At 64.8% G+C, this 26,679-nt stretch carries 17 protein-coding genes and 1 tRNA gene; 7 read left to right on the forward strand and 11 right to left on the reverse strand.

Going from position 1 to position 26,679, the window contains the following annotated elements; translation table 11 throughout:
- Positions 1-123 precede the first annotated feature (123 nt).
- The 8 genes from NDN16_RS11345 to NDN16_RS11380 form a co-directional block, all read right to left on the reverse strand.
- Positions 124-393, reverse strand: a complete 270-nt coding sequence (locus NDN16_RS11345; RefSeq protein ID WP_251113707.1) for a hypothetical protein — start codon at positions 391-393, stop codon at positions 124-126.
- Positions 394-565: 172 nt separating this feature from the next.
- Complete coding sequence (gene chrA / locus NDN16_RS11350) at positions 566-1,981, reverse strand: chromate efflux transporter (protein ID WP_192386165.1); 1,416 nt, start codon at positions 1,979-1,981, stop codon at positions 566-568.
- Position 1,982: 1 nt separating this feature from the next.
- Positions 1,983-2,801 carry a chromate resistance protein ChrB domain-containing protein gene (locus NDN16_RS11355; protein ID WP_192386166.1) on the reverse strand — a complete coding sequence of 273 codons (819 nt, stop codon included), beginning with the start codon at positions 2,799-2,801 and terminating at the stop codon, positions 1,983-1,985.
- Positions 2,802-3,202: 401 nt separating this feature from the next.
- A complete protein-coding gene (locus tag NDN16_RS11360; protein WP_192386167.1) occupies positions 3,203-4,168 on the reverse strand; it encodes an oxidoreductase in 966 nt (321 codons plus the stop codon).
- Positions 4,169-4,269: 101 nt separating this feature from the next.
- Positions 4,270-5,175, reverse strand: coding sequence for a sigma-70 family RNA polymerase sigma factor (locus tag NDN16_RS11365; protein WP_192386168.1), 906 nt, complete (start codon positions 5,173-5,175; stop codon positions 4,270-4,272).
- An 82-nt stretch (positions 5,176-5,257) separates the two neighbouring features.
- Positions 5,258-5,683 (reverse strand): cupin domain-containing protein, encoded by a 426-nt coding sequence (locus tag NDN16_RS11370; protein ID WP_192386169.1) that lies wholly within the window; start codon positions 5,681-5,683, stop codon positions 5,258-5,260.
- A gap of 42 nt (positions 5,684-5,725) precedes the next feature.
- Positions 5,726-6,475 (reverse strand): SDR family oxidoreductase, encoded by a 750-nt coding sequence (locus tag NDN16_RS11375; RefSeq protein WP_192386170.1) that lies wholly within the window; start codon positions 6,473-6,475, stop codon positions 5,726-5,728.
- Between the two features lie 210 nt (positions 6,476-6,685).
- Positions 6,686-7,141, reverse strand: coding sequence for a carboxymuconolactone decarboxylase family protein (locus NDN16_RS11380; RefSeq protein WP_192386171.1), 456 nt, complete (start codon positions 7,139-7,141; stop codon positions 6,686-6,688).
- Between the two features lie 332 nt (positions 7,142-7,473).
- Between NDN16_RS11380 and NDN16_RS11385 the strand changes: the two genes are divergently transcribed.
- Positions 7,474-8,106: a tyrosine-type recombinase/integrase gene (locus NDN16_RS11385; RefSeq protein WP_192386172.1), complete on the forward strand. Its 633-nt coding sequence runs from the start codon at positions 7,474-7,476 to the stop codon at positions 8,104-8,106.
- Positions 8,107-8,611: 505 nt separating this feature from the next.
- Positions 8,612-14,209 (forward strand): DUF3320 domain-containing protein, encoded by a 5,598-nt coding sequence (locus tag NDN16_RS11390; RefSeq protein WP_192386173.1) that lies wholly within the window; start codon positions 8,612-8,614, stop codon positions 14,207-14,209.
- A 515-nt stretch (positions 14,210-14,724) separates the two neighbouring features.
- Here NDN16_RS11390 and NDN16_RS11395 read toward each other — a convergent pair.
- A tRNA-Lys gene (locus tag NDN16_RS11395) sits at positions 14,725-14,800 on the reverse strand.
- 151 nt (positions 14,801-14,951) lie between these two features.
- Between NDN16_RS11395 and NDN16_RS11400 the strand changes: the two genes are divergently transcribed.
- The 3 genes from NDN16_RS11400 (at position 14,952) to glmS (ending at position 19,032) form a co-directional block, all read left to right on the forward strand.
- A complete protein-coding gene (locus tag NDN16_RS11400; protein WP_251113708.1) occupies positions 14,952-15,689 on the forward strand; it encodes a cytochrome c biogenesis CcdA family protein in 738 nt (245 codons plus the stop codon).
- A gap of 39 nt (positions 15,690-15,728) precedes the next feature.
- Entirely contained in the window at positions 15,729-17,099 is a 1,371-nt protein-coding gene (gene glmU / locus NDN16_RS11405) for a bifunctional UDP-N-acetylglucosamine diphosphorylase/glucosamine-1-phosphate N-acetyltransferase GlmU (protein ID WP_251113709.1), read from the forward strand.
- 106 nt (positions 17,100-17,205) lie between these two features.
- Entirely contained in the window at positions 17,206-19,032 is a 1,827-nt protein-coding gene (gene glmS, locus NDN16_RS11410) for a glutamine--fructose-6-phosphate transaminase (isomerizing) (protein ID WP_251113710.1), read from the forward strand.
- Here the strand turns inward: glmS and recG are convergent, their stop codons facing one another.
- The gene (recG, locus tag NDN16_RS11415) at positions 19,033-21,138 is read right to left on the reverse strand and encodes an ATP-dependent DNA helicase RecG (RefSeq protein ID WP_251113711.1); all 2,106 of its coding nucleotides are present in this window, start codon (positions 21,136-21,138) and stop codon (positions 19,033-19,035) included.
- Between the two features lie 110 nt (positions 21,139-21,248).
- Between recG and NDN16_RS11420 the strand changes: the two genes are divergently transcribed.
- Together NDN16_RS11420 and mfd are read left to right on the forward strand one after the other, a co-directional pair.
- Complete coding sequence (locus NDN16_RS11420; RefSeq protein WP_251113712.1) at positions 21,249-21,545, forward strand: succinate dehydrogenase assembly factor 2; 297 nt, start codon at positions 21,249-21,251, stop codon at positions 21,543-21,545.
- Positions 21,542-25,057: a transcription-repair coupling factor gene (gene mfd, locus NDN16_RS11425; protein ID WP_435301094.1), complete on the forward strand. Its 3,516-nt coding sequence runs from the start codon at positions 21,542-21,544 to the stop codon at positions 25,055-25,057. Before NDN16_RS11420 ends, mfd begins: the two co-directional genes overlap by 4 nt.
- Positions 25,058-25,121: 64 nt before the next feature.
- Here mfd and NDN16_RS11430 read toward each other — a convergent pair whose 3' ends face one another.
- Positions 25,122-26,624: a DEAD/DEAH box helicase gene (locus NDN16_RS11430; protein ID WP_251113713.1), complete on the reverse strand. Its 1,503-nt coding sequence runs from the start codon at positions 26,622-26,624 to the stop codon at positions 25,122-25,124.
- Positions 26,625-26,679 lie beyond the last annotated feature (55 nt).

A 26,679-nucleotide genomic window follows, 5' to 3' on the forward strand; every position in this document is an offset into this window, starting at 1 on the left:
CGTTCGAGGTTCTGCTCGATAAGGACGGTGACGGATTACGCTTTGGTGGCGGACCAAATTCGGAAACTTCACGGCCGATAAGCGCGGAGAATGTCGGTGTTTAGTAGCACGACACGCGGCTCGCTACACGGCCCGTTTATCGGCTGGTTCGATAAAGGCAATGGGACGTGACGGGGATTGGTGGTCTATCCGTTGAAAGAGGCTCACCCAAGTGTTGTCGTCTCGATGGCGGAACTTCGCTACGAACATAAGGGTTCCTAATGCAACGCACTCTTCGGCCTGGCTCAGCAACTCATCGCCATAAGCGCCATGAACACCGACGCCATGCTGCACAACCAGATACCCGTTGTATTTGTCCAAGCCTGTTTGAACTAACCGCTGCGTGTCTATCATCGCCAATCCGCTATGTTGCAGCGTGCCCGTAAGTGCTGCTCGTCACGGTTCCAGATACGGAACAGCACTGCTGTTGGATGCACTGCAGCAAACTATTTTCTCATACCCATACCTCCGCTCTGAATATGCAGGGTTTTCCGCGGGTAGCGCTATCGTCTGACGTGCGCCGGCGTTACTCCGAGATCGCAACGAGGTGCCAAAGCGCTCCGGCTGCTGCCGCACCGAGCAATGTTGGAATTACCCCAAGGCGGAAGCGGAAAAGGGCGACTGCAGCAGCGACAAACAGAATGAGGGCGGCGGGATCGACGCTCGTCATCTGCGGCAAGTCCAGGGACAGATAGCCGAGCCGGACCTCCAAGACCTCGCGGAATAGGACATGCAGCCCAAACCAGACGGCAAGGTTCAGTATCACCCCAACTACTGATGCCGTGATAGCGGAAAGTGCTCCCGAAAGCGCGCGATTGCCGCGCAGCCGTTCTATGAAAGGCGCGCCGAGGAATATCCATAGGAAGCACGGCAGGAAAGTCACCCACGTCGTCAGCAGTCCTCCGAGAGTGGCCGCGAGGTATGGGTTCAGGGTGCCAGGATCGCGGAAGGCAGCCAGGAAGCCGACGAACTGCGTGACCATGATCAAAGGTCCCGGCGTCGTCTCAGCCAGCCCAAGGCCATTCAGCATTTCGCCGGGCGCCAGCCAGCCAAAATTGTCCACTGCCTGTTGAGCGACGTAGGCGAGCACGGCGTAGGCTCCGCCGAAGGTGACCACCGCCATTTTGGAGAAGAACACGGCTATGTCGGCGAAGACGTTCTCGGTTCCAAGTGCGAGGATCAAAGCCCCGACGGGGACGAGCCAGAGAGCCAGGAAGACCACCGAGATGCGCAGCGCCCAACCAAGGTTTGGGCGGGTATGCTCGGGCACACCTTCGCCGAGAGCTGAGTCTGAGTCCGACAGCACATCGCCCTTCGAAGCGCTGTGTCCACCACCTCCGGCGAAAGTTGCCGACCCTGAACGGGCGCCGGCGTAGCCAATCAGGCCAGCCGCGACGATGATGGCAGGGAACGGTACGTCGAAAAGAAAGATCGCGGCGAAGGCGGCGCTGGCAATGGCGACCATGGTTCGGTTGCGCAACGCTCTGCGACCAATACGGTTCACAGCTTCGAGCACGATCGCCAGCACCGCCGCCTTGAGGCCGAAGAACAGCCCGGCAACTATCCCAACGTTTCCGAACAAGACGTAGACGAAGGATAGGGCCATGATCGCCAACAGGCCCGGCAGCACGAACAGTCCACCCGCCACGAGACCGCCCTTCGTGCGATGAAGAAGCCATCCGACATAGGTGGCGAGCTGCTGGGCCTCGGGACCGGGCAGGAGCATGCAGTAGTTCAGCGCATGGAGGAACCGCTCCTCGCCGATCCAGCGCTTCTCGTCGACGAGCACCCGGTGCATGAGGGCGATTTGTCCGGCGGGACCGCCAAAGGACAAACAGGCGATCTTGAACCACACCCAGGCAGCTTCCCCGAAGGCAATACCATGAGCGTGGGCGGCCGGGCGGTCGGCATCTGAGAGCCGGGTCACGTGAGCGTCGGTCATGTCATGCTCCTCCCTTCCTGCCCGGCCAATTGTGCGTCTCCTCCGTCGCGTCACGGCACCAGCGGTAGAACGCGTCGTAGAGGATAAGGCCCGCGTTCAGCTGCTCCAGATCGTCGGAAAACATTCGGGAAAGCCCGAGGGAGGCAGCAAGAAGGCCGGGCGCTTCAGTCGCGAGCTCTGGGCGCGCGGTGTCGGCCCCCCGTACCATCGTCGCGAGGCGCAGGAGCGGCGCGGTGCCAAGTGCGAGCTCGTCAACCATGGTGTCGAAGGTGCAGCGCTCCCCGCGGTGACTCCAGAAGACGCTCTCAACGTCGAAGGGCGTTGCGCCGAAGCGCTCGGCAACGGCCTCGACCTCGGGGGGCTGGACGAACAGGAAGACGGCGAAGGGGTCGACAAAGCGGCGGATCAGCCAGGGACATGCGATACGGTCGACCTTGGGTCGGGCCCGCGTCACCCAGACGGTACGACCCTGCTTGTCCCGCCGCGGGAGTTTCCCCTCCGGAACGAGAGGAAGTTCGGCCGCCGCCCATGCATTGTGTCCGCCGTCCAGCGCCTCCGCGGGAATGCCCTCGTGGCGAAGCCAAGCCGCGACCCCGTGACTGAGCCCGGCGCCCGTCCGACAGACCACGACGGCCGTTCGTCCCGTTAGGTCCCTCGACCACGAGGCAGCATCGAGGTGCCCCCGTCGCAGGGCACCGGGAAGGAGGCGTGGGTCGGCGAAAAAGTCCTCGTCGGTGCGTACGTCGACGATGAAGGGTGACTTCGGGGTGCCCACGAGGCGGGCGAGCTTGTCGTGCGTAATGGTAATAGAAGAGGCCATGCCGCGTCCGTCCATGAAATGGATATGGGGGAACGCGATACTTCGACCGTGGCCTCGTGGGGAGATCGCAGTCCCCATTCGTCTACATCACCTGCCTGCATAACCCGTGTCAACGGCCGCTTCGAGCGTTTCTGCAGACCCCTCGTAAACGTCTCGATTGGGGTCGTGAGCGGACCAGGCAAACTTTGCCCGATGATGCGAGCCCAGACGTCAGCTTACCGCCAAGCGTTCACCAGAACCGGACGGTTGGGAATCGGCCCCGAACCAGACGGGCCATAAATGGCTTCCATGGGGTGGAAAGGAGATCTTCCGCTTCCGGCAAATTGAGACATGAAAGCTGCCACTCGTGGCGAGGAATCGTCCAAAGACAAGGACGCCTTCCGTTGCGAGTGCTGCCGGGTTCAAACTGTGTCTAACCCCGTCCACGCAGTGGACAATTGCCATAGGCTTTCGGCCGAGTCCGGATCGCATGCCCACGGACTGACGCCCTTCCTCCCTATGCTCGGCTCGTTGACGACCGCGACGTCGCAGTCCTCGCAGTAGACCCCACCCATGCTGTTAAGCTGCGGGCTCGTGGCGCACCAAACGCTCGTGGCGGCCCCTTGCTCCACCGTCTTCATCCCACGCTCGGGATCGACTATTGGACGGCCCGCTTCGTCGAGTGCGTCGAACGAGGCGATCTCCTCCGCGCTGAGGTGCCGGGCGAGATCGGTGAGGATCTGGCCTGGATGAAGCGAGAAGGCCCTGATGCCGTGACCTTGTCCTCGGCGGTCGAGTGCCATCGCGAAGAGGGCGTTAGCTGTCTTTGATTGGCCGTAGGCAATCCACTTGTCATAGGGACGAACCCGGAAGTCGATGTCCTCGAGATCGACCCCGGCGATCTGGTGGCCGCGCGACGAAACGCTGACGACCCGTGCGCCCCACGCCGCCACGAGAGCCGGCCAGAGGCCGAGCGTAAGCCGGAAGTGGCCGAGGTGGTTCGTCGCGAACTGCGCCTCGTGTCCGTCCGCGTCCCGCGTCTCGGGCGTCGCCATAATGCCCGCGCTGTTGACGAGGATCGACACCGGACGGCCGGCGGACACGACCCGACCAGCGAAGGCGGCGACGGAATACGAATCGACGAGATCCGTGTGCTCGACCGTGGCTCCGACAAGCCCGCGCAAGGCGGTGCTCGCTCGCTCGGGATTGCGCGCCGGCACGATCACCTCGGCCCCCGCATGAACGAGAGCGCGCGTCGTTTCGAGCCCAAGGCCCGAGGCGCCTCCGGTCACAACGGCGAGCTTACCCGAAAGATCGATCCCGGAGACGACCTCCATTGCCGTGCTGGCAGCACCGAAGGAGGAGCCGATGGGCTTTTGCTGGGTCATGCTGTTGTCCTGCGTGAGTTGGCGCGCCATGACTGAGTATGGAGCGTGCACTGAAAGGTAGATGCCAAGCCGAGGCGACCCGCTGGTCGCTTGATACCCGATCACTGTGTCCGCAAAGTCGGGTCCGGATCCGCCGCGAGAGCCTGCGCGACGTGGCGAAGCTTGTCGGGATTGCGCGTGATGTAAATTGCGGTGATCTGGCCACCTTCGATGGCGAGCGCCGTCGTCTGGAGGATATCGCCGCGCTCGCGGCTGACATAGCCGGGGAGCCCGTCGATCCAGACGGGCTCGAGCATCTGCGCCGAGCCTTTCCCCCACTTGCGCTGCACGGTCTCGTATAGCCGTAGGAGGCGGTCCAGTCCTGTGATCGGGTTGATGAATGCCTGAACCTTGCCGCCGCCATCAGAGCGCAGAACTGCGTTCTCGGCAAGAAGCGTGCGCAGCGTCGCGGTGTCGCCGCTTGTCGAGGCTGCGAAGAAGGCGCGCGCGATCCGCTCGCCCTTTTCGCGCTCGACCGGGAAACGTGGCCGGGCGGCCTGAATGTTCCGCCGCGCCCGGGCGGCGAGCTGGCGCACGGCTGCGTCTTCCCGGTCGAGCGCGTCCGCGACTTCACCAAGCGGCATACCGAAGACGTCGTGTAGCAGGAAGGCCGCCCGCTCAAGCGGCGACAGGCGCTCCAATGCCATCATCAGCGTCAGCGTCAGATCGTCCTCGTCCATGCCATCCTCCTCCGCTTCCACCAGCGGCTCGGGCAGCCAGGCGCCGACATAGGTCTCCCGGCGAGCGCGGGCCGACTTCATCTCGTCGAGGCAGAGCCGGGTGACGACGCGCGCGAGGAAGGGATAGGGGGCTGCGATCCCGCTCCGGTCGGCGCCAACCCAACGCAGCCATGCGTTCTGCACGATGTCCTCGGCCTCGCTGCGTGAACCGAGCATGCGGTACGCGATGCGCAGGAGCCGCGCCCGATGCGTCTCGAAGATGACCGTGGCTTCGTCTGCTTGGCGCATGCGCGTTTCCTCGGGGATGGTTTTAGGCTGCTTCAGCGATGATGGCCAGCAATGTGCCCGCTGCCCAGAATACATGGGTTCCTTACGGGCGGTCCGGCGTCGTCAGCTTGGTATCGTCCGTATCCACGACGAAGACGGCAAGGAGCTTGGACGGCTCGACGTCACTGGCGTTGGCGCTGACGCCGTGATGATCGCCCGGCATCTCGACGAAGCTTTCGCCTACGTGGAAAACCTTCTCCGGTCCGTCGTTGATCCGGCTGCGCACTGCGCCCTCGATCACTGTCGCCGTGATGAAGGCGGAGGCCGCATTGGTGTGAGACGGCGAGGAGCCACCCGGACCATACTCCACGAGAACACCGCGCAGGCTCTTGCCCGGAACAGAGGGCAGCGGATGGTCAAAGATAGTCGTGACGCGTGCCTCACCAGTCGCGACATCCGCCGCCATGGCCGGAACGGCAGAGGTGACGGAGACGCAAAGGAGGGCTCTCAGTAGGACGGATCTGAACATGGAGAAGGGCTTTCTTCGTGGATGGGGAAAGGGAAGCTGAGTTCAAGCGGCGGTGAGCCAGTTCTTGAACCGCGTCCGCCCGAGCCTCGCCGCTCCCGCATGCTCGGGAACAAGTGACCCCACCTCGAGCGCGGTGCCGAAGTAGCGCGCCGCCCTGTCGGCTAGTACCTGCCGATTGTCGCCATTGGCGGCGAGGCCGCTAGCCACAAAGTCACGGAACGGTAGGCGGTCGGGCCCGGCGATCTCGATCGTCGCATTGCGCGGCGGAGCAAGCGCGGCATCGGCGAGTGCTGCGGCGACATCGACGGCAGCAATGGGCTGGAAGTCGGCATCAGGAACGATAATGCGACCGCCATCGACGGAGGCTTCAGCGATGGTGGCGACGAATTCGAAGAATTGGGTCGCGCGCACAATGGTGAAGGGGATGCCAGAGTCCCTGATGAGCCGTTCCTGGACGACCTTGGCCCGGAAGTACCCGTTCCCCTCGAGGCGGTCAGTTCCGACGATGGACAGGACGACGTGATGCCTCACGCCCGCCCCGAGCTCGGCGGCGAGGAGGTTGCGACCCGAGCGCTCGAAGAACTCGAGCACCGCGGCATCCTCGAAGGAGGGCGAGTTCGACACGTCGACAACGACGTCGGCTCCGTGGAGGACGTCCGTGAGGCCTTCGCCCGTCAACGCGTTCACCCCGGTGCTCGGCGAAGCCGCGATGGCCTCGTGCCCCTGCCGCGCAAGTTCGGTTGTCAGGTGGCGCCCGATGAGTCCGCTTCCGCCTATCACCACAATCTTCATGGGTTTCCGTCTCCTTGCTCGAGAACGGACCGGGCGGCTCCATGCCGCGCCCTCCTGTCCGTCGAACAGAGGACGAGGCGGGCGGGGCCGGATGTGACATGCCTTGGAAAAAATTAGCGACGTGAAGCGCCGAACTGCGGTCGAGGATGGATTGGCATCTACAGAAGAAGGACGGCGCTGGCGCCGCCCTGGCAGGTAAGACGGATTTGACTAGGCTTTTGCCTGGACCGGGAGGCGGAACGGCGCTCCGAGACGGTTGAACGCGTTCATCGCCGCAATGGTTATCGTCAGGTCAACGAGGTCCTTGGGAGCGAAGGCAGCGCTTGCGGCTGCGTAGGCCTCGTCGGAGGCGTGCGTCTCGCTGACCAGCGTAACCTCCTCCGCCCAGGCGAGAGCGGCGCGGTACTGGTCGGAGAACAGGTGGGGCACCTCGGCCCAGACCGGAACCAGGACCACCTTCTCGAGCGGCATCGTCTTCAGCAGGTCCCGTGTGTGCAGGTCGATGCAGTGCGCGCAGCCGTTGATCTGCGACACGTGCAGGAAGATGAGATGGATCAGCTCATTTGGCAGATCGGTGCTAGTCGTGATGTAGTGGTGGATGCCATAAAGCGCCTTCGCACCCTGCGGTGCCACTTCGTTCCACACCAGCCGCTTGTTCTCGCTCATATTTCGTCCTTGTGCTCGTAACGCCGGGAAGTGACGTTTGAAGGCAGGACGAACAGAGCGATCCGGATGTGACATGCCAGCAGCATTTTCACTCAAATCAGCTCGTATTTGACCCGAACGCATCTACGTTCGCTTCCGATCAAGTTGGGTAGGTCGATGGCCGACTAATGTGGGTCGTAAACGGGCATTGGTAACTTTGCCTGATCAGAAGGCTCTCGACGGCAGCTTTCTGCCGTGCACCTCCTGGAAGCGGACAGTCCGCATTCGACCCTTTCGCTGCCAGTGATCGACAGCGTTTCTCTACCGGCCAATCAAGGCCGAGGAGAACTCACATGGGCCATTCTCAATACGATGACGCTATCCGCGAACGTGCAGCTTGGAATGCAGGCAAGACGGTCGGCACCAAACGTCCGTTCACTCAGAAGCAAATCTGGGCAATTCGCTTTTTCCTCGATCGCGAAAGACGCGTTCGCGACAGAGCGCTGTTCGATCTAGCAATCGACAGCAAGCTCCCCGGCTGTGACCTGGTCAAGATCAGGATCCGCGATGTCGTCGCTGGGCCAGAGATTCGTACTCGCGCAATCGTCGTTCAGCAAAAGACGGGAAGGCCGGTCCAGTTCGAGATTACCAGCGACGTCAGAGCCAGCCTTCAAGCTTGGCTTGAACGCCGAAGAGGTTCCATCGAAGACTATGCGTTCCCTAGCCGCATCGATCACTCCCGCCACATGAGCACTAGGCAGTACGCGCGCCTGGTCGACGAATGGGTGACCGCGATTGGTTTGCGTGCGGAGGAATTTGGAACACACTCGCTTCGTCGCACCAAGGCATCGATGATCTACCGGGCGACTGGCAACATACGCGCCATCCAAATCTTGCTCGGTCACTCCAAGATTGAGAACACTGTTCGATATCTGGGCGTTGACGTGGAGGACGCGCTGCTCTTGGCCGAACGGACCGAGATATGACATTGGGCGGCCATCCGACAAACGCACGGATGGCCGCTGTTGGCATACGGAACGATGGGCTGCGCTGGCTATGGGGGTGGAAAGCCGTCAGTCGGCTTTCGAGCGAAGAGCACTATCATTTGACGTTCCCGTCCTCCGTTCGGAACGGGACACGATGAGGATGCCTGCGGTGAGGATTACCGCCTGCCGATCAGTGTGAAGGCGTCGAGCTTCCTCGGCGTGCGTCGGGGATCGCGCGCGCCCGGTTCCGCGCAACGCTCTCGGCGAACGGAATGTCTGCCTTCGAACGTGAAGTCGAATGCCTTCGGCCTCGAATCGAGGAAAATTCCCGACCAAGGCGCTACTTCTTGCAACGATTTGACAACCTGACTTCGCGACCAATGCGGCCCCCTGGTACTTATCATGTGAGGTTTCGTTAGACGCGCCGAAGTCGCGGAAGCATCTCATCATTGCGGCGACTGCGATCATAAGCTTTATTTCGCAACATTCCGAAATGGGTGTCGCGATGTCAGTTATCGAATCAACCTCGTTGTACCAGAGCGATCTACCGATCGAGCAGAAACTCGAACGTGCTCGAACCGAACTGCTCGACCTCTCAGCACGGAATCGTCTATTGAACGTGCCGCGAATGTCTAAAGCGGCCCGAACGATCGACATCGTCGACGAGCGTTCCGCGGATGTTTACCGCCTGCTCGCGAAGGAAGCGAAGGCGTTCACGTTCGCCGCCGGGCGTCCGGACCGCCCGGGCGTGGAGGGTACGGAGGAGGAAGAGGGCTTGCCCGTTGTCGAACTCGCGCAGCCGGACGAGGCGCACGACGAGGTCGACGAGCAAGGCCGCACCAAGCGGCATGTCGACACAAAGCTTCAGACGCGCATGACCCCGAAAGGACTCCAGAGGCGGCTTCTCGACCTGTACCATGACGCCAGGACGTTGGAGGAGGAGCAGGGCGTTAACGTCCTCTTCCTCGCGCTCGGCATGCTCCGTTGGGTGGATCCGAACAACAAGGAGAACCTTCGGCACGCCCCGCTCGTCCTCGTACCCGTGCGGCTCGAGCGCGGCACTGCGGGCGAGCGCTTCCGCCTGCGGGTGCGGCCGGAGGACCAGACGTCGAACCTGTCGCTCGAGGCCTACCTCGACCGGGTCCACAAACTTCGCCTGCCGACGTTCGAGGGCGGCGACGAGTTCGATCCGGATGCTTACTTCCGCGAGGTTGCCGAAGCCGTCTCGACGAAGGACGACTGGTCGGTCCTCCCCGACGACATCGTTCTTGGGTTCTTCTCGTTTTCTAAATTCCTGATGTACCGGGACCTCGATCCAGAGAACTGGCCCGCGGACGGGCGCATCACCGACCAGTCGACGATCCGGTCGCTGCTGTCCGACGGCTTCGACGCAGGTGAGCCCCTCCTATCGGAGGACGAGCGGATCGACCGCCACATCGACCCAGCGGACATGCTGCACATCGTCGACAGCGACGGGTCGCAGACGCTCGCCGTCCACGATGTCCGCCGTGGCCGCGACCTCGTCATTCAGGGGCCGCCCGGGACGGGCAAGTCCCAGACGATCGCCAACGTGATCGCCTCGGCCGTGGCCGACGGGAAGACCGTCCTGTTCGTCGCGGAGAAGATGGCCGCGCTTGACGTCGTGAAGCGCCGGCTGGACAACGCCGGGGTCGGCGACGCCTGCCTCGAGCTTCACAGCAACAAGGCGAACAAGCGGGGTCTCTTGGAGGAACTGCGCCGGACTTGGGAGCTCGGCTCCCCGCGCGGCGAGTTCCCGTCGAGCCTGGCGGGCAAGCTCCGCGAGGCGCGCGACGTCCTGAACCTCCATGCCGAGCGCATGCACGTGCCGCACGTCGCGTCCGGCCTCACGCCCTACCAAGTGGTCGGGGCGTTGACGAAGCTCAGGCAGGAAGGACAGCGGCCGGTCGACCTGAACCTCGACGGCGCGACGCTCTGGTCGCCCGATGACCTGTCTGCCCGGCGAAGACTCCTCGTGGAGTTGACGCAGCGCGTCGACGAGATCGGCTTGCCCGTCCGTCACCCTTGGCACGGTGTTGGCCTCGACCTTGTCCTGCCGACGACCCTCGAACGGCTGCTGCCGCGCATCGAGGCGCTCCGGTCGGCCGTCGCCGAACTGGAGACCGAATACGCGGAACTAGCTGGGACGCTCGAGCTGGAGCCGAAGCCCGATACGTTCGCGGGGGCAGCCGCGCTGCGCGATCGCGCGGACATCTTGGCCCGTGCGCCCGACCTATGCCCTGAAGCGCTCGGGGCCGCGGCCTGGGGCGACCGGCGCGGGGCGATCGCCGATCTCGTGAGGGCGGGCGCTGACTTCCGAAGGCAGGGCGTGTCCTTGGGCGATGCCGTCCATCCCGCGGCGCTAGGCACGTCCATCGAAGGACTGGAAGCCCAGCTCGCCTGGTTGCCGCGAGACTTTCCGGCGGAGGCGTTCGGCCGGGCCGTCGAGCTCGCCGATCTGCTTCCGCGCTTGCGTGCGGAGGCCAATCGCCTCGCGTCCGAACTGGGTGTCCCAGGCCCGGTCGACACGCTCGCTGCCATCTCCCGCCTCATCACGACGGGCGAGCGCGTGGCGGCCGCACCCGACGCCAGTCCCGAGGCGTTCGCCGCCACCGTCTGGGACCAAGGCGTCGAGCAGGCGGGCGATCTGGCGGAGGCCATGGAGACGCTGGAGCATTCGCGCGCGGCGATGAGCGATCGGATTCTCGACGTCGCCTGGACGACCGAGGTCGCGGCCGCGCGACAGGCGCTGGCGACGAACACCGGGTTCCTGAAGTCGCTGAACGGGGACTACCGCAAGGCAAAGGCGCTGGTCCGCTCCATACTGCGCAATCCCGACATGGCGACGCAGGAGATCATCGAGCTCCTCGACACGCTGATGAAGGGGCAGGCTGCGGCCAAGCGAGTGCGCGACGACGACGCCTTCGGCCGCTCGGCGTTCGGCGCCGACTGGCGGGGCGAGCGCTCGGCGTCCGCGCCTCTCCTCGCGCTCGTCGCCTGGATGCGCACGCTGCGCGGTCTTGGCGCCGAGCCACGGCTCATTGCCGGCCGCCTCGCCGAACGGCAGGTCGTCGGCGAGCACGCTGCACTGGTCCTTCGTCATGTCGACGCCGCCAAGCCTTTGCTCGAAGCGGTGTGGAGGGACCTCGGCTCATCGGCCGGCCCTGCGTTCGACAACGCCGTGTCCGTGGACCGGGCGTCCCTTGACCTCGTTGAGGCCCGGGCACGCAACCTCGCCTGGGCCGATGGCCTCTGCCGAGAGATCATGCGCTCCGTCCCCGAAGCCCTCGCCGACCGCCTCGGTCTCGTCGCGCGCGTCGCGGCGTTGCAGGCCGCAGCCCGGTCGCTCGACGAGCGCGCCGACCTCGGGGGCGAGGCGTTCGGCCCCGTATGGCGCGGCAAGGATTCGGACTGGGACGCGCTCGTGGCGGCCGTCGAGTGGATCGGGGCGCACGGCGACCTTCGGCACCTTGCCGCGCGCCTGCCCGACCGTGCCGCGGTCGCGGAGCGGGCCGGACGGGCCGTCGCCGCGTCCGACACGGCGCAACGCACGCTCGCGGAGGTCGCCTCGTTCCTAATAGCCGACGCCAAGAGCCTGTTCGGTGTCGAAGGCCACGGCGACGTGGCGCTCGCGCGTTGCCATGAACGGATGGAGATTTGGCTCGCCAACGCCGAGCAGCTTTCGAAGTGGGTCTCCTACCGCGATCGGGCGGACCGGGCCCGAACGGACGGCATGTCCGTGTTCGTCGACCACCTTGAGGACGGTCGCCTTTCGACGCCAGAGACGCTTCCATCGTTCGAGATCGCCTACCACGAGGCGATCCTCGACGAACTGATCCGTGCGAACCCCGAGCTTGGCCGCTTCGACGGCAACCTCCATGGCCGGCGGGTCCGCGAGTTCGCCAATCTCGACCGCGAGCGCATCAAGGCTGCCAGCCTGGAGGTCGTGCGCGCCCACCATCGGCGCATCCCGCCGCGCGACGGCGGCGTCGGTCCGGTTGGCATCCTGCGTGGTGAGATGGCGAAACGCAGCCGTCACATGCCGATCCGCCAGCTCATGCAGAGGGCGGCGCCTGCAGTACAGGCGCTGAAGCCCGTCATGATGATGAGCCCACTCTCGGTTGCCCAGTTCCTGACGCCAGGCAAGCTGTCCTTCGACCTTCTCGTCATGGACGAGGCGTCGCAGATCCAGCCTGTCGATGCATTGGGCGCGATCGCCCGCGCCGGGCAGGTCGTCGTGGTCGGCGACGAACGCCAGCTCCCGCCGACCAAATTTTTCTCAAAGATGACGGGAGGCGCCGAGGACGACGATGACGAGGAGGGTGCGCAGGTCGCCGACATCGAGAGCATCCTCGGGCTGTTCACGGCCCGTGGGCTGCCGCAGCGCATGCTGCGGTGGCACTACCGCAGTCGTCACCAGTCGCTGATCGCCGTTTCCAACACGCAATTTTACCAGAACAAGCTCTTCATCGTGCCGAGCCCCTATACGGCCGAAGCCGGGATGGGGCTCCGCTTCCACCACGTGCCCGACGGCGTCTTCGATTCCGGTGGGACATCGGTGAACGCCGTCGAGGCGAGGATTGTCGCCGAGGCGGTCATAAGGCATGCCAAAACGAACCCCGGGCAATCGCTCGGCGTTGCGTGCTTCTCCGTGTCCCAAAGGCGAGCGATCCAGGACGAGGTCGAACTCCTCCGCCGCCTGAACCCAGATACCGAGGAGTTCTTCCACGCCCATGCCTCAGAGCCGTTCTTCGTCAAGAACCTCGAGAATGTGCAGGGCGACGAGCGCGACGTGATCATGATCTCCGTCGGCTACGCCAAGAACGCCCAAGGGTACATGGCCATGCGGTTCGGCCCACTCGGAGCGCAAGGCGGCGAGCGACGTCTGAACGTACTCATCTCCCGCGCCAAGCGGCGCTGCGAGGTCTACGCCTCGATCACCGATGAGGACATTGACCTCGAGCGCGGCAAGGGCGCGGGCATCTTCGCGTTCAAACTCTTCCTCCACTACGCGAGGACCGGACGGCTCTCGATCGCTCAAGCGAGCGAGCGCAACATGGACAGCGTCTTCGAGGAGCAAATAGCGACCGCACTTCAGGCGAAGGGTTACCAGGTCCATCCACAGGTCGGCATAGCCGGGTTCTTCGTCGATCTTGCCGTATCCGATCCGGAGTGGCCCGGACGCTACCTCATCGGCATCGAGTGCGACGGCGCATCCTACCACGCGTCGAGGTCTGCCCGGGACCGGGACCGTTTGCGGCAATCGGTTCTCGAGGACCATGGCTGGATCATCCATCGGATCTGGAGCACCGACTGGTTCCAGCGGCCGCAGGAACAGCTCGAAAGAACGGTCGCCGCGATCGAGGCCGCGAAGGCCGAATTGGACGAGCGGATGGAGCGGGGCCTGGCTTCCCACCGCGCGGTGCCGATCGAGATCGTCACGGTAGATCGCGGCGAGGTCACCGAGGTCGGTCTCGGCGACACCGTTCCCGAGGGTCGCGCGGCCCCTATAGCCTACATCGAGGCCACGCTGACGCGCCCTGGATCATACGAGTTGCACGAGACCCCCGTCGGGACCATGGCAGACCTCGTGACGCAGGTCGTCCAGGTCGAGTCCCCAGTCCACGTCGACGAGGTCGTCGCCCGCATCCGCGACGCCTTTAAGCTCCAGCGCGCCGGCGCTCGGATCCAGGCCGCCGTCGAACAGGGCATCGCACGCGCCGTCGCCCACCTCGGGATCGTGCGTCAAGGAGCGTTTCTCGCGTTGGCGGATGCCGAAGCGACCGTCCGCAACCGGCGCGACGCGCTGTCGCTCGGCTTGCGGAAGCCCGAGTCCTTGCCTCCGGCCGAACTCCAGGTCGGCGTCATGCGCATCGTGACCGACAACTTCGGGGCGACTGACGACGAGGTCGCGGGAACACTTTCTCGCCAGCTCGGTTTCAAGGCGACCAGCGCACAGCTCCGCTCCGTCATAAACGCCGCTATCAAGGCTCTGTTGGGGGAGGGGCGGTTGCAACGCCGCGACCAAATGCTCGTAGCGTCGGCTCCGGTCGCACCGGACGATGTGGCTACGGAGGCAGGCTAGCACGGCTAGCAAGGGTGTTTCAGGGACGTTTGCCGCCGCACCGGCGAACTTCCTACCTGCCTTGAACCAAGTCCGTTAGGAGTAACCAGTCACGAGGCTTGTTCCTCGAAAGGCTCGAACCGTTCGAGACCGAACGGTCGGAGGCTGTCGATACCTCTGGGTGCGAAGATCAGCGTCCCCCACTCGGTAAGGAGCGACGTGTCCGTCGCTTGCTCGACTAAGCTTTCCGTTCAAGCCAGCGTCGCTGAGCCTCCGACAGTTTCTTCACCGATAACGCTCACCCACCCGACTCGGACTGCACCTTTACAATCACACTCCACACATTCACGCACGTTGCACGCAGCCTAACCGCACGCCGCTGGAGGATCGCGCATCGTCATCAAATGCTGTAAAGATTCACGGAGTACGATTTGCTACAGCCGTGGCCGCTGGAACCCCACCGGAACCCCGGTTGGTTTTTCGAGGCATTTATCACTTATCTTGCCTCGAAAAACTCAATGATTTCAGGTGTTTCATGGTGAGCGCGGTGGGGCTCGAACCCACGACCCCATGATTAAAAGTCACGTGCTCTACCAACTGAGCTACGCGCTCACAACGCGTCAAACGAGTCGCGGAAACGGGCGGACCATAGGCATGGCGGTCTTGCGCGTCAATGCCCAGTTTGCCATGTCGGCCAGCCGGTTTGCGTGGCGCGGGCGGGCGCGATAAGAACGCCTCGCGATCCAACGAAGACGGCGTGCCGATGCTGGAATTATCATACCCGACAGCCGTACTGGCCGGTGCGCTCTCGTTCCTGTCGCCCTGCGTGCTGCCCCTGGTGCCGCCCTATCTGTGCTACATGGCGGGCGTGTCGGCCGACGACCTGCGCGCCGGCCACACCGCCGCCGCGCGGGTACAGGGGCGGGTCGTGGCCAGCGCCGTCGTCTTCGTGCTCGGCTTCTCGAGCGTCTTCATAGCCCTTGGCGCCGGCGCATCCAGTATCGGCCAGATCCTTCGGCAAAACCTCGACTGGCTGGGTATCCTGGCGGGCGTGGCGATCATCGTCATGGGTCTCAACTTCCTCGGCGTCTTCAGGCTTTCCTTCCTGTCGCGGGAGATGCGCGTGGCGGCGCCCGACAAGCCACGCAGCTTCTGGGGCGCCTATCTGATGGGCCTTGCCTTCGCTTTCGGGTGGACACCGTGCATCGGCCCCGTCCTCGGCGCGATCCTGGGGCTTGCCGGGGCGCAGCAGACGGTGGGCGAGGGCGCCGTCCTGCTCGCCTTCTATTCGGCCGGCCTCGGCATCCCGTTCATTCTGGCGGCCGCGTTCTCCGGCGTGTTCCTGCGCGGGCTCGGACGCTTCCGCGCTTATTACGGCACGGTCGAGAAAGCCATGGGCGGGCTCCTCGTCGTGACGGGCATCCTCTTCCTGACCGGCGGCATGCAGACGATGGCGTTCTGGCTGCTGGAAACCTTCCCTACGCTGCAGATGATTGGCTAAAGCGGTTAAGTGTTGCCGCGGATCGACGAACGGATACTCATGAGCAGAACCTGCCTGACCATCATCCTCGCTGCCGGCGAAGGAACGCGGATGAAATCCAGCCGCGCCAAGGTGCTGCACCCGGTTGCCGGTTTGCCGCTGGTCTGCCACGTGGCGGCGGCCGCCGAAAAGGCCGGCGCCGACGCCATCGCAGTGGTGACGGGGCGGGATGCCGAGGCCGTGGAGGCGGCAGTCGCCGTTCATCACGGCGAGGTGCAATCCTTCCGGCAGATCGAGCGGCTCGGCACGGCCCATGCCGTTCTTGCCGCAGCGCCCGAGATCGAGCGCGGCTATGACGATATCCTCGTCCTGTTCGGCGATACGCCTCTGCTGACGGGCGAAAGCCTGGCAAAGGCGCGGGGGCAACTCGCCGCCGGTGCCGGCGTGGTCGTCTTTGGCTTTCATTCCAAAACTCCAACGGGTTACGGACGATTGCTGACCCAGGACGGCGAGTTGCTCGCCATCCGGGAGGAAAAGGACGCATCGCCGAAAGAGCGGGCGGTCACCTTCTGTAATGGCGGGTTGATGGCGATGGACGGTCGACGGGTCGCGCCGCTGCTGCGCGACATCGGCAACGGGAATGCCAAGGGTGAGTATTACCTGACCGATATCGTGGCGCTGGCGCGCGCGGCGGGCGAGCGGGTCGTAGCCCTGGAGACCGAAGAAAGCGAGTTGCAGGGTGTCAACGATCGCGCCGACCTGGCCTGCGTCGAAGCGGCCTGGCAGGCGCGGCGGCGCGAGGAAATCATGGAAGCCGGAGTGACGATGATCGACCCGGCGACGATATTCCTGTCCTTCGATACGCGCATCGGCGCCGACTGCGTGCTGGAGCCGAATGTCTTCTTCGGCCCGGGCGTCTCCATCGGCCCCGGATGCACCATCCATGCCTTCTGCCACATCGAAGGCGCAACGCTTGCGGGCCATTCGGAGATCGGGCCCTTCGCAAGGCTGCGCCCCGGCACCGAGCTGGCGGACAAGACGAAGGTCGGGAATTTCTGCGAAACCAAGAACGCCAAGGTGGAGCGGGGGGCGAAGATCAACCACCTGTCCTATATTGGCGATGCGCGCGTCGGCGCCGAGGCCAATATCGGCGCGGGCACGATCACCTGCAACTACGATGGCGCGCTGAAGCATCATACGGACATCGGCGCCGAGACCTTCATCGGTTCCAACTCCTCGCTGGTCGCGCCGATCACGATCGGCGATGGAGCCTATGTCGCCTCCGGAAGCGTCGTGACCGAGGACGTGCCGGCCGATGCCCTGGCCTTCGGTCGCGCGCGACAGGTGGTCAAGGAAGGGCGGGGCCTTGCCATCCGCCAGCGCAACGCCGCCGCCAAGGCTGCGCGGAATGCGGCAAGGCAGTCGGGTTGAGCGCCTTGCAAGGCGAAACGATCGGACATCAAAATTGACACCCCTCGTACGCCGCTTCCGCTAAATCTCTCGTCAAACGTATCGCGTCGGTTTCTGGAGCAATCCCATGTGCGGCATCATCGGCATCGTCAGCAACCAGCCCGTGGCCGGACGCCTCGTGGATTCCCTGAAGCGCCTCGAATATCGCGGCTACGATTCTGCCGGTATCGCAACGCTGGATGGCGGTCGGCTGGATCGTCGGCGCGCAGAGGGCAAGTTGCGCCACCTCGAGGCGCGCCTTGCGGAAGCGCCCCTGCCGGGAACCATCGGCATAGGCCACACGCGCTGGGCCACGCATGGGGCGGCCACCGTGGCCAATGCGCACCCGCACGCGTCCGGACCGGTCTGTGTCGTGCATAACGGCATCATCGAGAATTTTCGCGAGCTCAAGAACGAGTTGATCGCCGACGGCTTCACCTTCGAGAGCGAAACCGATACCGAGATCGTCGCCGTGATGGTGGCGCGCGAGCTGAAGCAGGGCGCCTCGCCCCGCGATGCCGTGTCGCGCATCCTGCCGAGGCTGGAAGGCGCGTTCGCCCTGGCTTTCCTGTTCGAGGGCGAGGAAAACCTCATGATCGGTGCCCGGCGTGGCAGCCCGCTGGCCGTGGGCTCGGGCGAGGGCGAGATGTTCCTCGGCTCGGATGCCATCGCCCTGTCGCCCTTCACCGATACGGTGCGTTACCTGAACGATGGCGACTGGGTGGTGCTCGGGCACGACCATGCCGAAATCTTCGACGCCGAAAACAGGCCGGTGGACCGGCCGGTGCGACAGGCGGTGGGCAAGAGCTTCAACGTCGACAAGGGCAATTACCGCCACTTCATGCAGAAGGAGATGTTCGAGCAACCGGAAGTCATCTCCCATACGCTGGGCGCCTATGTGGACATGGCAAGCGGGCGGACACGCCTGCCGGCCGGCGCCGACATCGATTTCGGCAAGGTGCGGCGCATCGCGCTGTCGGCCTGCGGAACGGGCTACTATGCGGCGCTGGTGGGCCGCTACTACTTCGAGCGTTATGCCCGCATCGCCTGCGATCTCGATGTCGCTTCAGAGTTCCGCTATCGCGAAAGCCCGCTCGACGGCATCGACCTGGCGCTCTTCGTTTCGCAGTCCGGCGAGACGGCCGATACGCTGGCTTCGCTGCGCTATGCAAAGTCGCAGGGCGTACCAGCTGCCGCCATCGTCAACGTGCCGGAATCCACCATCGCGCGCGAGGCCGATGTCGTGTGGCCAACCCTTGCCGGGCCCGAGATCGGCGTCGCTTCAACCAAGGCCTTCACCTGCCAGCTTACCGCCCTGGCCGCCCTGGCGATCCGCGCCGGGGTGGCGCGCGGCGTGATCGATGACGCAGAAGAACTCGAATTGACCCGTCAACTGATGGAAATCCCGCGGCTGGTGAACGAGGCGCTGGCGCTGGAGCCGGAGATCGAGACGCTCGGCCACGACCTGGCAGGCAAGCGACACGCTCTGTATCTCGGCCGCGGATTCTCTTTCCCACTGGCCCTCGAAGGCGCATTGAAGCTGAAGGAAATCAGCTACATACACGCCGAAGGTTATGCAGCAGGCGAGCTGAAGCACGGGCCGATCGCGCTGATCGACGAAACGATGGACGTGGTGGTTATCGCCCCGCACGACCGCGTCTTCGACAAGACGGTTTCCAACATGCAGGAGGTTGCGGCGCGCGGCGGCCGTATCCTTCTCATTACCGATGCGCCGGGTGCCGAAGCCTGCGCCATGCGCGACCTGCGGACGCTGGTCCTGCCGGTCATGCCGGAAATCCTGACGCCCATCGTCTATGCCGTACCGTTGCAGATGCTGGCCTATCATACGGCGGTGCAGATGGGCACCGATGTCGACCAGCCCCGCAACCTCGCCAAGTCCGTCACGGTGGAGTAGTCATCCGGAGCGCAACAGGCGCACCGCCTCATCCTTGCCGAACAGATACAGGAGGGCGCGGACGGCCTGTCCGCGCGGCGAGGTCAGATCCGGATCCTGTGTCAGGAGCAGGCGCGCGTCGTCACGGGCGATCTCCATAAGGGCGGAATGCTCTTCCAGACGGGCGATGCGAAAACTCTGCATGCCCGATTGTCGCGTGCCGAGAATGTCGCCTTCGCCCCGCAGGCGCAGGTCCTCCTCCGCGATCCGGAAGCCGTCTTCCGTTTCGCGCATGATGGCCAGCCTGGCATGGGCCGTCTGCCCCAATGGTCCGCGGTAAAGAAGAACGCAAGTGGAGGCGCGCGTTCCACGGCCGACACGCCCTCGCAACTGGTGAAGTTGCGACAGGCCGAAGCGCTCGGCATGCTCGATCACGATGATGGAGGCCTCCGGCACGTCGACGCCGACTTCGATGACGGTCGTCGCCACGATCAGCTTCGTATCGCCCGCCTTGAAGGCCGCCATCGCGGCGTCCTTCTCGTCACCGCTCATCTGGCCATGGACCAGCCCGACCTTGTCGCCGAACCAGCTTTTCAGCGTCTCGTACCGCTCCTGTGCGGCGGTCAGGTCGCTTTTCTCCGATTCCTCGACGAGCGGGCAGACCCAGTAGACGCGGTCGCCGCCATCCATCGCCTTGCCGATGCGTTGCACGATTTCGCCGATCCGCTCGGTGGAGACGGCCACGGTGGCTATCGGCAGCCGGCCGGCCGGCTTGCCGGACAGCCGGGAAACGTCCATGTCGCCGAACGCCGCCAGTACGAGCGTGCGCGGGATCGGCGTCGCGGTCATGACGAGAAGGTCGGGCGCAACGCCTTTCCTGGTCAGTTGCAGGCGCTGATGGACGCCGAAGCGATGCTGCTCGTCCACCACGACGAGGCCGAGATTGCCGTAGGCGACATCCGCCTGGAACAGCGCATGCGTTCCGACCACGATGTCGACCGAGCCGTCGGCCATGGCCTGCAGCTTGCGTTCGCGTGCCTTGCCGCTGTCACGCCCGGTCAGCAGCGCGATGGACATGCCGGCCTTGGCGCATATCGCCTCCAATCCGGCAAAATGCTGACGGGCAAGGATCTCCGTCGGCGCCAGCAAAGCGGATTGCGCGCCGGATTCACGTGCGGCGGCCATCGCCATAAGCGCGACGACCGTCTTGCCGGCGCCGACATCGCCCTGCAGCAGCCGAAGCATTCGATCGGGCGCGGCCATGTCGGTGTAGATTTCCTGCAGCGCCGCGTCCTGCGCTTCCGTCAGCGTGAAGGGAAGCGCATCGACGACGCGCGCACGCAACGCGCCGTCGCCGCCAAGGCTTTGGCCGCGCAGCTTGCGCATGCGCTGACGCGACAGGGCAAGCGCCATCTGGCTGGCGAGGAACTCGTCATAGGCTAGGCGTTGGAAGGCCGGGCTCTTCGGTTCCGCATGGTCCGGGGTTTCGGGGTTGTGGATCTGCAGCAGCGCTTCCGCGAAGGCAGGAAAGCGCTGGCGCGCCAGTGCCTGCGGCTCTATCCATTCCGCCAGCGGCGGAACGCTCGTCAGCGCCGCCTCCACCGCCTTGCGCAGGGTGCGCGGCGACAGGCCCGCCGTCATCGGGTAGACAGGTTCCACCAAGGCGAGATGTTCCGCCTCGTCCAGCGGCGCGACGAAATCCGGATGGACCATGGACGGGCGGCCGTTGAACCGCTCGACCTTGCCGGAGACGAGAACGTCGGCCTCCAGCGGCAGAAGTTTTTCGATCCACGGCCGGTTCGGCCGGAAATAGGTGAGGGTGATTTCTCCGGTCTCGTCGGTCGCCAGGATTCGGGCGGGCTGGTTGCCGGCCTTGCCGCCGGGAAAGAAGTGCCGTGTCACGCGCAGCGCCAGGCTGACGATCTCGCCCTCCGGCGCATCGGCCACCGCGACGCGCCTTCGCCTGTCGATCACACCGGAGGGCAAATGGAACAGGAGGTCGCGGACCCGTGCGTCCCCGCCACCGGAGGGCGCGACAAGGCCAGCCATTGAGGCAGCCACCTTGGGCCCGACGCCGGGCAGGCTCGTGATCGGCGCAAAGAGAGGATCGAGGGCGGAAGGGCGCATGCCATTCCAATACCCCGGCAGGCCGCAGATGCAAGCGCCGGGCTTTCCGTTTGCGTCCGCGATGCCCTATATGTGCGCGCTCGTGCTGCAAGGAGCCGCAAGGAAAGACGATGACAGGTATCGGCCGTACATCCAGCGATCTCGACCCGCGCAGGCGCAAGGTGCTGTTCCGCTCCTGGCATCGCGGCACGCGCGAGATGGACCTGGTGCTGGGCCGCTTCGCCGATGCCGAGATAGACCGGCTGAGCGAGGATGAACTGACCGTCTACGAGGCGCTCATCGAAGCGCCCGACCGGGAAATATTCTCGTGGATCACGGGTACGGAGCCGACGCCGGCCGAATACGATACGCCGATCTTCCGGCGCATCCGCGATTTCTATGCGCTGCCGGAAGGCGATGCGCGATGAGCCAGCCGGCGGATTTGAAGAAAGGGCTGTCCAGGGACGGCGCGCTCGCCATCGGCAATGTGCTGGACGGCTATGTGCCCTTCATCCTGGCCGAGATCGCCCGCCACCGGGGCGGCGATCGGCCGATCGTCTTCGTCATGCGCGACGGCGGCTCCATGGGAGAGGTCGAGGATGCCTTGCGCTTCGTCGCCCCCGAGCTTCCCGTGTTGACGCTTCCCGCCTGGGATTGCCTGCCTTACGACCGCGTCGGCCCGTCTTCCGGCACGGCGGCCACCCGCCTTGCCGCCATGACGGCCATCGGCGAATTGCGGACCCAGCCGCACCGCGCCGTGATCCTGACGACGGCGAACGCCCTTCTGCAACGCATGCCGCCGCTTGCTGCGCTGATGGACGAGACGATCCGCGCCAAGGCCAGCGGCCGCGTGCCGATGAACAAGATCGTCGACGCGCTGCAACTGGGCGGGTTCGAGCGCGTCACCACCGTGCGGGAAGCCGGCGAATTCGCGGTGCGCGGCGGCATACTGGACCTGTATGCCCCCGGCGAGGACGAACCGGTGCGCCTGGATTTCTTCGGCGATACGTTGGAGACGATCCGCAGCTTCGATCCGGCCACGCAGCGCAGTACCGGCACCCGCAAGACATTCGAGCTTGCGCCGGTATCGGAGGTTTCGCTGCGCGAGGAGTCGATCTCGCGGTTCCGCAGCAATTACGTGCGCCGTTTCGGGGCGCCCTCGCGCGAGGATGGGCTCTATGCGTCCATCTCGGAAGGCAAGCGCTTCGCCGGCATGGAGCACTGGCTGCCGCTCTTCCATGAGCGGCTCGAGACCATGTTCGATTATGTGGACGGCTTTCCGATCGTACTCGACCATCTGCTGGTAGAGGCCGCAGGCGAGCGCCGGAAGCTGATCGACGACTATTACGAGGCGCGGCGCCGATCCATCGCGGCCGAGAGCGCCGGAGGCGTGCCGTACAATCCCATCGTCCCGGACGAACTGTACCTTCCGATGGACGAGCTGAACGACCGGATCGCGGCATCCGGCCCCGTGCGCCTGTCGGCCTATGCGCTGACCGATGCCGGCGGCGCCGATACGTTGAACCTCGACGTGACGCGCGGCCGCAATTTTGCCGGCGAGCGTCAGGCCGGCGACGTCAATGTGTTTTCCGCGGCGGTGGATCATATTTCGCGGCTGCGGGCCGACGGCAGACAGGTGATCCTGGCCGCCTGGACCGAGGGATCGCGGGACAGGCTCACCCAGATCGTGGAAGAGCACGGGCTCGGCAACATCAAGCCCGTGGACAATCTGAAGCAGGCGCTGGAAATCGGCCGCAATACGGTGGCCACCGCCGTCCTCGGGGTGGAAGCGGGGTTCGAGACGCAGCGCATCGCTGTCGTCGGCGAGCAGGACATACTGGGCGACAGGCTCATTCGTCGGGCGCGGCGGCGCAAGCGCGGATCGGATTTCATCAGCGAGGTGTCGGGCTTGGCCGAGGGCGACATCGTCGTCCATGTGGATCACGGCATCGGGCGCTTCGTCGGCCTGCGCACGATCGAGGCGGCGGGCGCCCCGCACGATTGCGTGGAGCTGCGCTACGCCGGAGACGACCGGCTGTTCCTGCCGGTCGAAAATATCGAACTTCTGTCGCGCTATGGCGGCGAGGGCTCCGAGGCCAACCTCGACAAGCTCGGCGGCGGCGCATGGCAGGCGCGCAAGGCCAGGCTCAAGCGTCGGCTCCTGGACATGGCGGGCGAACTCATTCGCATCGCCGCGGTGCGCCAGACGCGCGGCGCGCCCAAGCTGCTGCCGCCGGAAGGGCTGTGGGACGAGTTCCAGGCGCGCTTTCCCTACGAGGAGACGGACGACCAGCTTGGCGCCATCGAGGCGGTGGCCGACGATCTCGGCGCCGGCCGGCCGATGGATCGCCTCGTCTGCGGCGATGTCGGCTTCGGCAAGACGGAGGTGGCGTTGCGGGCGGCCTTCATCGCCGCGATGAACGGCCTGCAGGTTGCCGTGGTGGTTCCGACGACGCTGCTGTCCCGCCAGCACTACAAGACGTTCGCCGAGCGGTTTCGCGGTTTGCCGTTGACCGTGGCGCAAGCTTCGCGGCTCGTGGCCGGCAAGGAGCTGTCCGCCACGAAGAAGGGTATCGAAGAGGGCACTGTCGACATCGTGGTCGGCACCCATGCTCTGCTGGGCAAGTCCGTCGACTTCAAGAATCTCGGTCTGCTGATCATCGACGAGGAGCAGCATTTCGGCGTCAAGCATAAGGAACGGCTGAAGGAACTGAAGTCCGACATCCATGTGCTGACGCTGTCGGCGACGCCGATTCCGCGCACGCTGCAACTGGCGCTGACCGGGGTGCGTGAATTGTCGCTCATCACGACGCCGCCGGTGGACCGGATGGCCGTACGTACCTTCGTTTCGCCCTTCGATCCGCTCGTCGTGCGCGAAACCCTGCTGCGCGAGCGCTATCGCGGCGGCCAAAGCTTCTATGTCGCACCCCGCCTCGCGGACCTGGCCGGCATCAAGGAGTTCCTGGACGAGCAGGTTCCCGAGCTGAAGGTGGCCGTGGCGCATGGGCAGATGCCGGCGGGAGAGCTCGACGACATCATGAACGCCTTCTACGAAGGCCAGTACGACGTGCTGCTGTCCACCACCATCGTGGAGTCCGGGCTGGATATCCCGACGGCCAACACCATGATCGTGCATCGTGCCGACATGTTCGGCCTCGCGCAGCTGTACCAGCTGCGGGGACGCGTCGGCCGCTCGAAGCAGCGCGCCTACGCGTTGCTGACCATTCCGGCCAACAAGACGCCGACGGCGGGGGCCGACCGTCGATTAAAGGTCCTGCAGTCCCTGGACACGCTTGGAGCCGGCTTCCAGCTTGCCAGCCACGACCTGGACCAGCGCGGCGCCGGCAATATCCTCGGCGAGGAGCAGAGCGGCCATGTGAAGGAAGTCGGATTCGAACTTTACCAGCAGATGCTGGAGGAGGCGGTCGCCGAAATGAAGGGCGAGGAGCCGGAGACCAATGGCATCTGGTCGCCGCAGATCACGCTCGGTACCGCGGTGATGATTCCCGAAAGCTACGTGCCCGACCTGCAATTGCGCATGACCTTGTATCGGCGGCTGGCAGACCTGACCGACGCCAAGGAAATCGATGCCTTCGGCGCCGAGTTGATCGATCGGTTTGGCCCGCTTCCCGCGGAAGTGGACCACCTTCTCAAGGTGGTCTTCATCAAGGCCCTGTGCCGCAAGGCCAATGTCGAGAAGCTGGATGCCGGGCCAAAGGGCGTCGTCGTACAGTTCCGCGACAAGAACTTCGCCAATCCGGCGGCGCTGGTGCGCTTTATCGGAGAGCAGGGCGTGTCCGCCAAGATCCGGCCCGATCAGTCCATCGTCTTCATGCGGGATTGGCCGAAGCCGGAACAGCGTCTCAACGGCGCCGCCGTCATCGCCACGCAACTGGCGCGCATGGTGGACAAGGCTGCCGAAACGGCGAAGGCCGGATGAAACTAAAAACGGCAGGAGCCCGATGGGCTCCTGCCGTCTGTGCGTCGCGACGAATCTGTCGAGTTCAGCTACCCGTGCGGATTAGCATGAAGGCGGGGATTTCCTCGCCGAAGCCGACCGGCGTCGGCTCGTTTCCATGGTCGCTGCCGCCGCGGCTGCGGCCGCCACGGGAAGGCTCCTGCGCGCGGCGCGCCGTGCCTGCAGGCTCCGGAGCCCGACGTGCGCTTTCGGTGGGCTTGTCCGCCCGTTCGGCCTTCACAGGCTTCGCCGCGGCTTCATCGCCGGCCTCGAGCGGTGCGTCCGGCGTCTCGGCAGGCGCGTCGGCCGTCTTGGCGCGCTTCGTGCCCCTGCCGCGGCCGCGCTCCGACGAATCGTCGCTCTTGCGTGCGCCGCGCTTGCCCCGCTTTTCGCCGCTGTCGGCACTTTCCGTCACGGTGGACATGTCGCCGTCGAGCCAGTCGATGTCCTTGACGATCATCTTCTCGATCGCGTCCAGGTACTTCCTGTCTTCACGCGTGACGAGGGTGAATGCTTTGCCGGATCGCCCGGCACGGCCCGTGCGGCCGATGCGGTGGACATAGTCCTCGGCGTGGGTGGGCACGTCGAAATTGAAGACGTGGCTGACCATCGGAATGTCCAGGCCGCGCGCCGCGACGTCGGAAGCGACCAGCAGCGTCAGCTTGTTGTCGCGGAAGGCCTGCAGCGTCATCGTACGGGCGCGCTGATCCATGTCGCCATGCAGGGCGCCCACCGAGAATCCATGCTTGTCCAGCGAGCGGAACAGCGTCGAGACATCGCGCTTGCGGTTGCAGAAGATGATCGCATTGGTGAGGCTTTCGCCCTCGTTGCGGATCAATTCGCGCAGCTTGTCGCGCTTGTCGTAGTCCTTGGAGGCGGTGGCGACGAGCTTCTGCTCCACCGTCTGGGCGGTGGAGGCCGGCTTGGCCACCTCGACGCGCACGGGGTTCTGCAGGAACTGATCGGCAAGGCGGGTGATTTCCGGCGGCATCGTCGCCGAGAAGAAAAGCGTCTGCCGGGTGAACGGGATCATCTTGCAGATCCGCTCGATATCCGGGATGAAACCCATGTCGAGCATACGGTCGGCCTCGTCGATGACGAGGATTTCCACGCCCGTCATCAAGAGCTTGCCACGCTCGAAATGATCGAGCAGCCGGCCCGGCGTGGCGATCAATACGTCGACGCCGCGCTCCAGCTTGCGGTTCTGGTCTTCGAAGGAAACGCCGCCAATCAACAGCGCCACGTTCAACCGACTGTTGACACCGTATTTGTCGAAGGATTCCTCGACCTGGGCCGCCAGTTCGCGCGTGGGCTCGATGATCAGAGTGCGCGGCATGCGCGCCCGCGCGCGCCCCTTCTCGAGCATTGTCAGCATCGGCAGCACGAAGGATGCCGTCTTGCCCGTTCCCGTCTGGGCGATACCCAGCACGTCGCGGCGTTGCAGGGCATGCGGAATGGCCTGCGCCTGAATGGGCGTCGGCTCCGAATATCCGGCTTTCTCGACGGCCTCGAGAACCTTGGCGCTAAGTCCCAGCTCTGAAAATGGCATGAAGGGGGCTAATCTCTTGATCTCAATGGTCGAAGACAAGGTTGAGGAAGGCTTG

The sequence above is a fragment of the Aureimonas altamirensis genome, assembly GCF_023702225.1.
In the GTDB taxonomy this organism is placed as follows: domain Bacteria; phylum Pseudomonadota; class Alphaproteobacteria; order Rhizobiales; family Rhizobiaceae; genus Aureimonas; species Aureimonas altamirensis_B.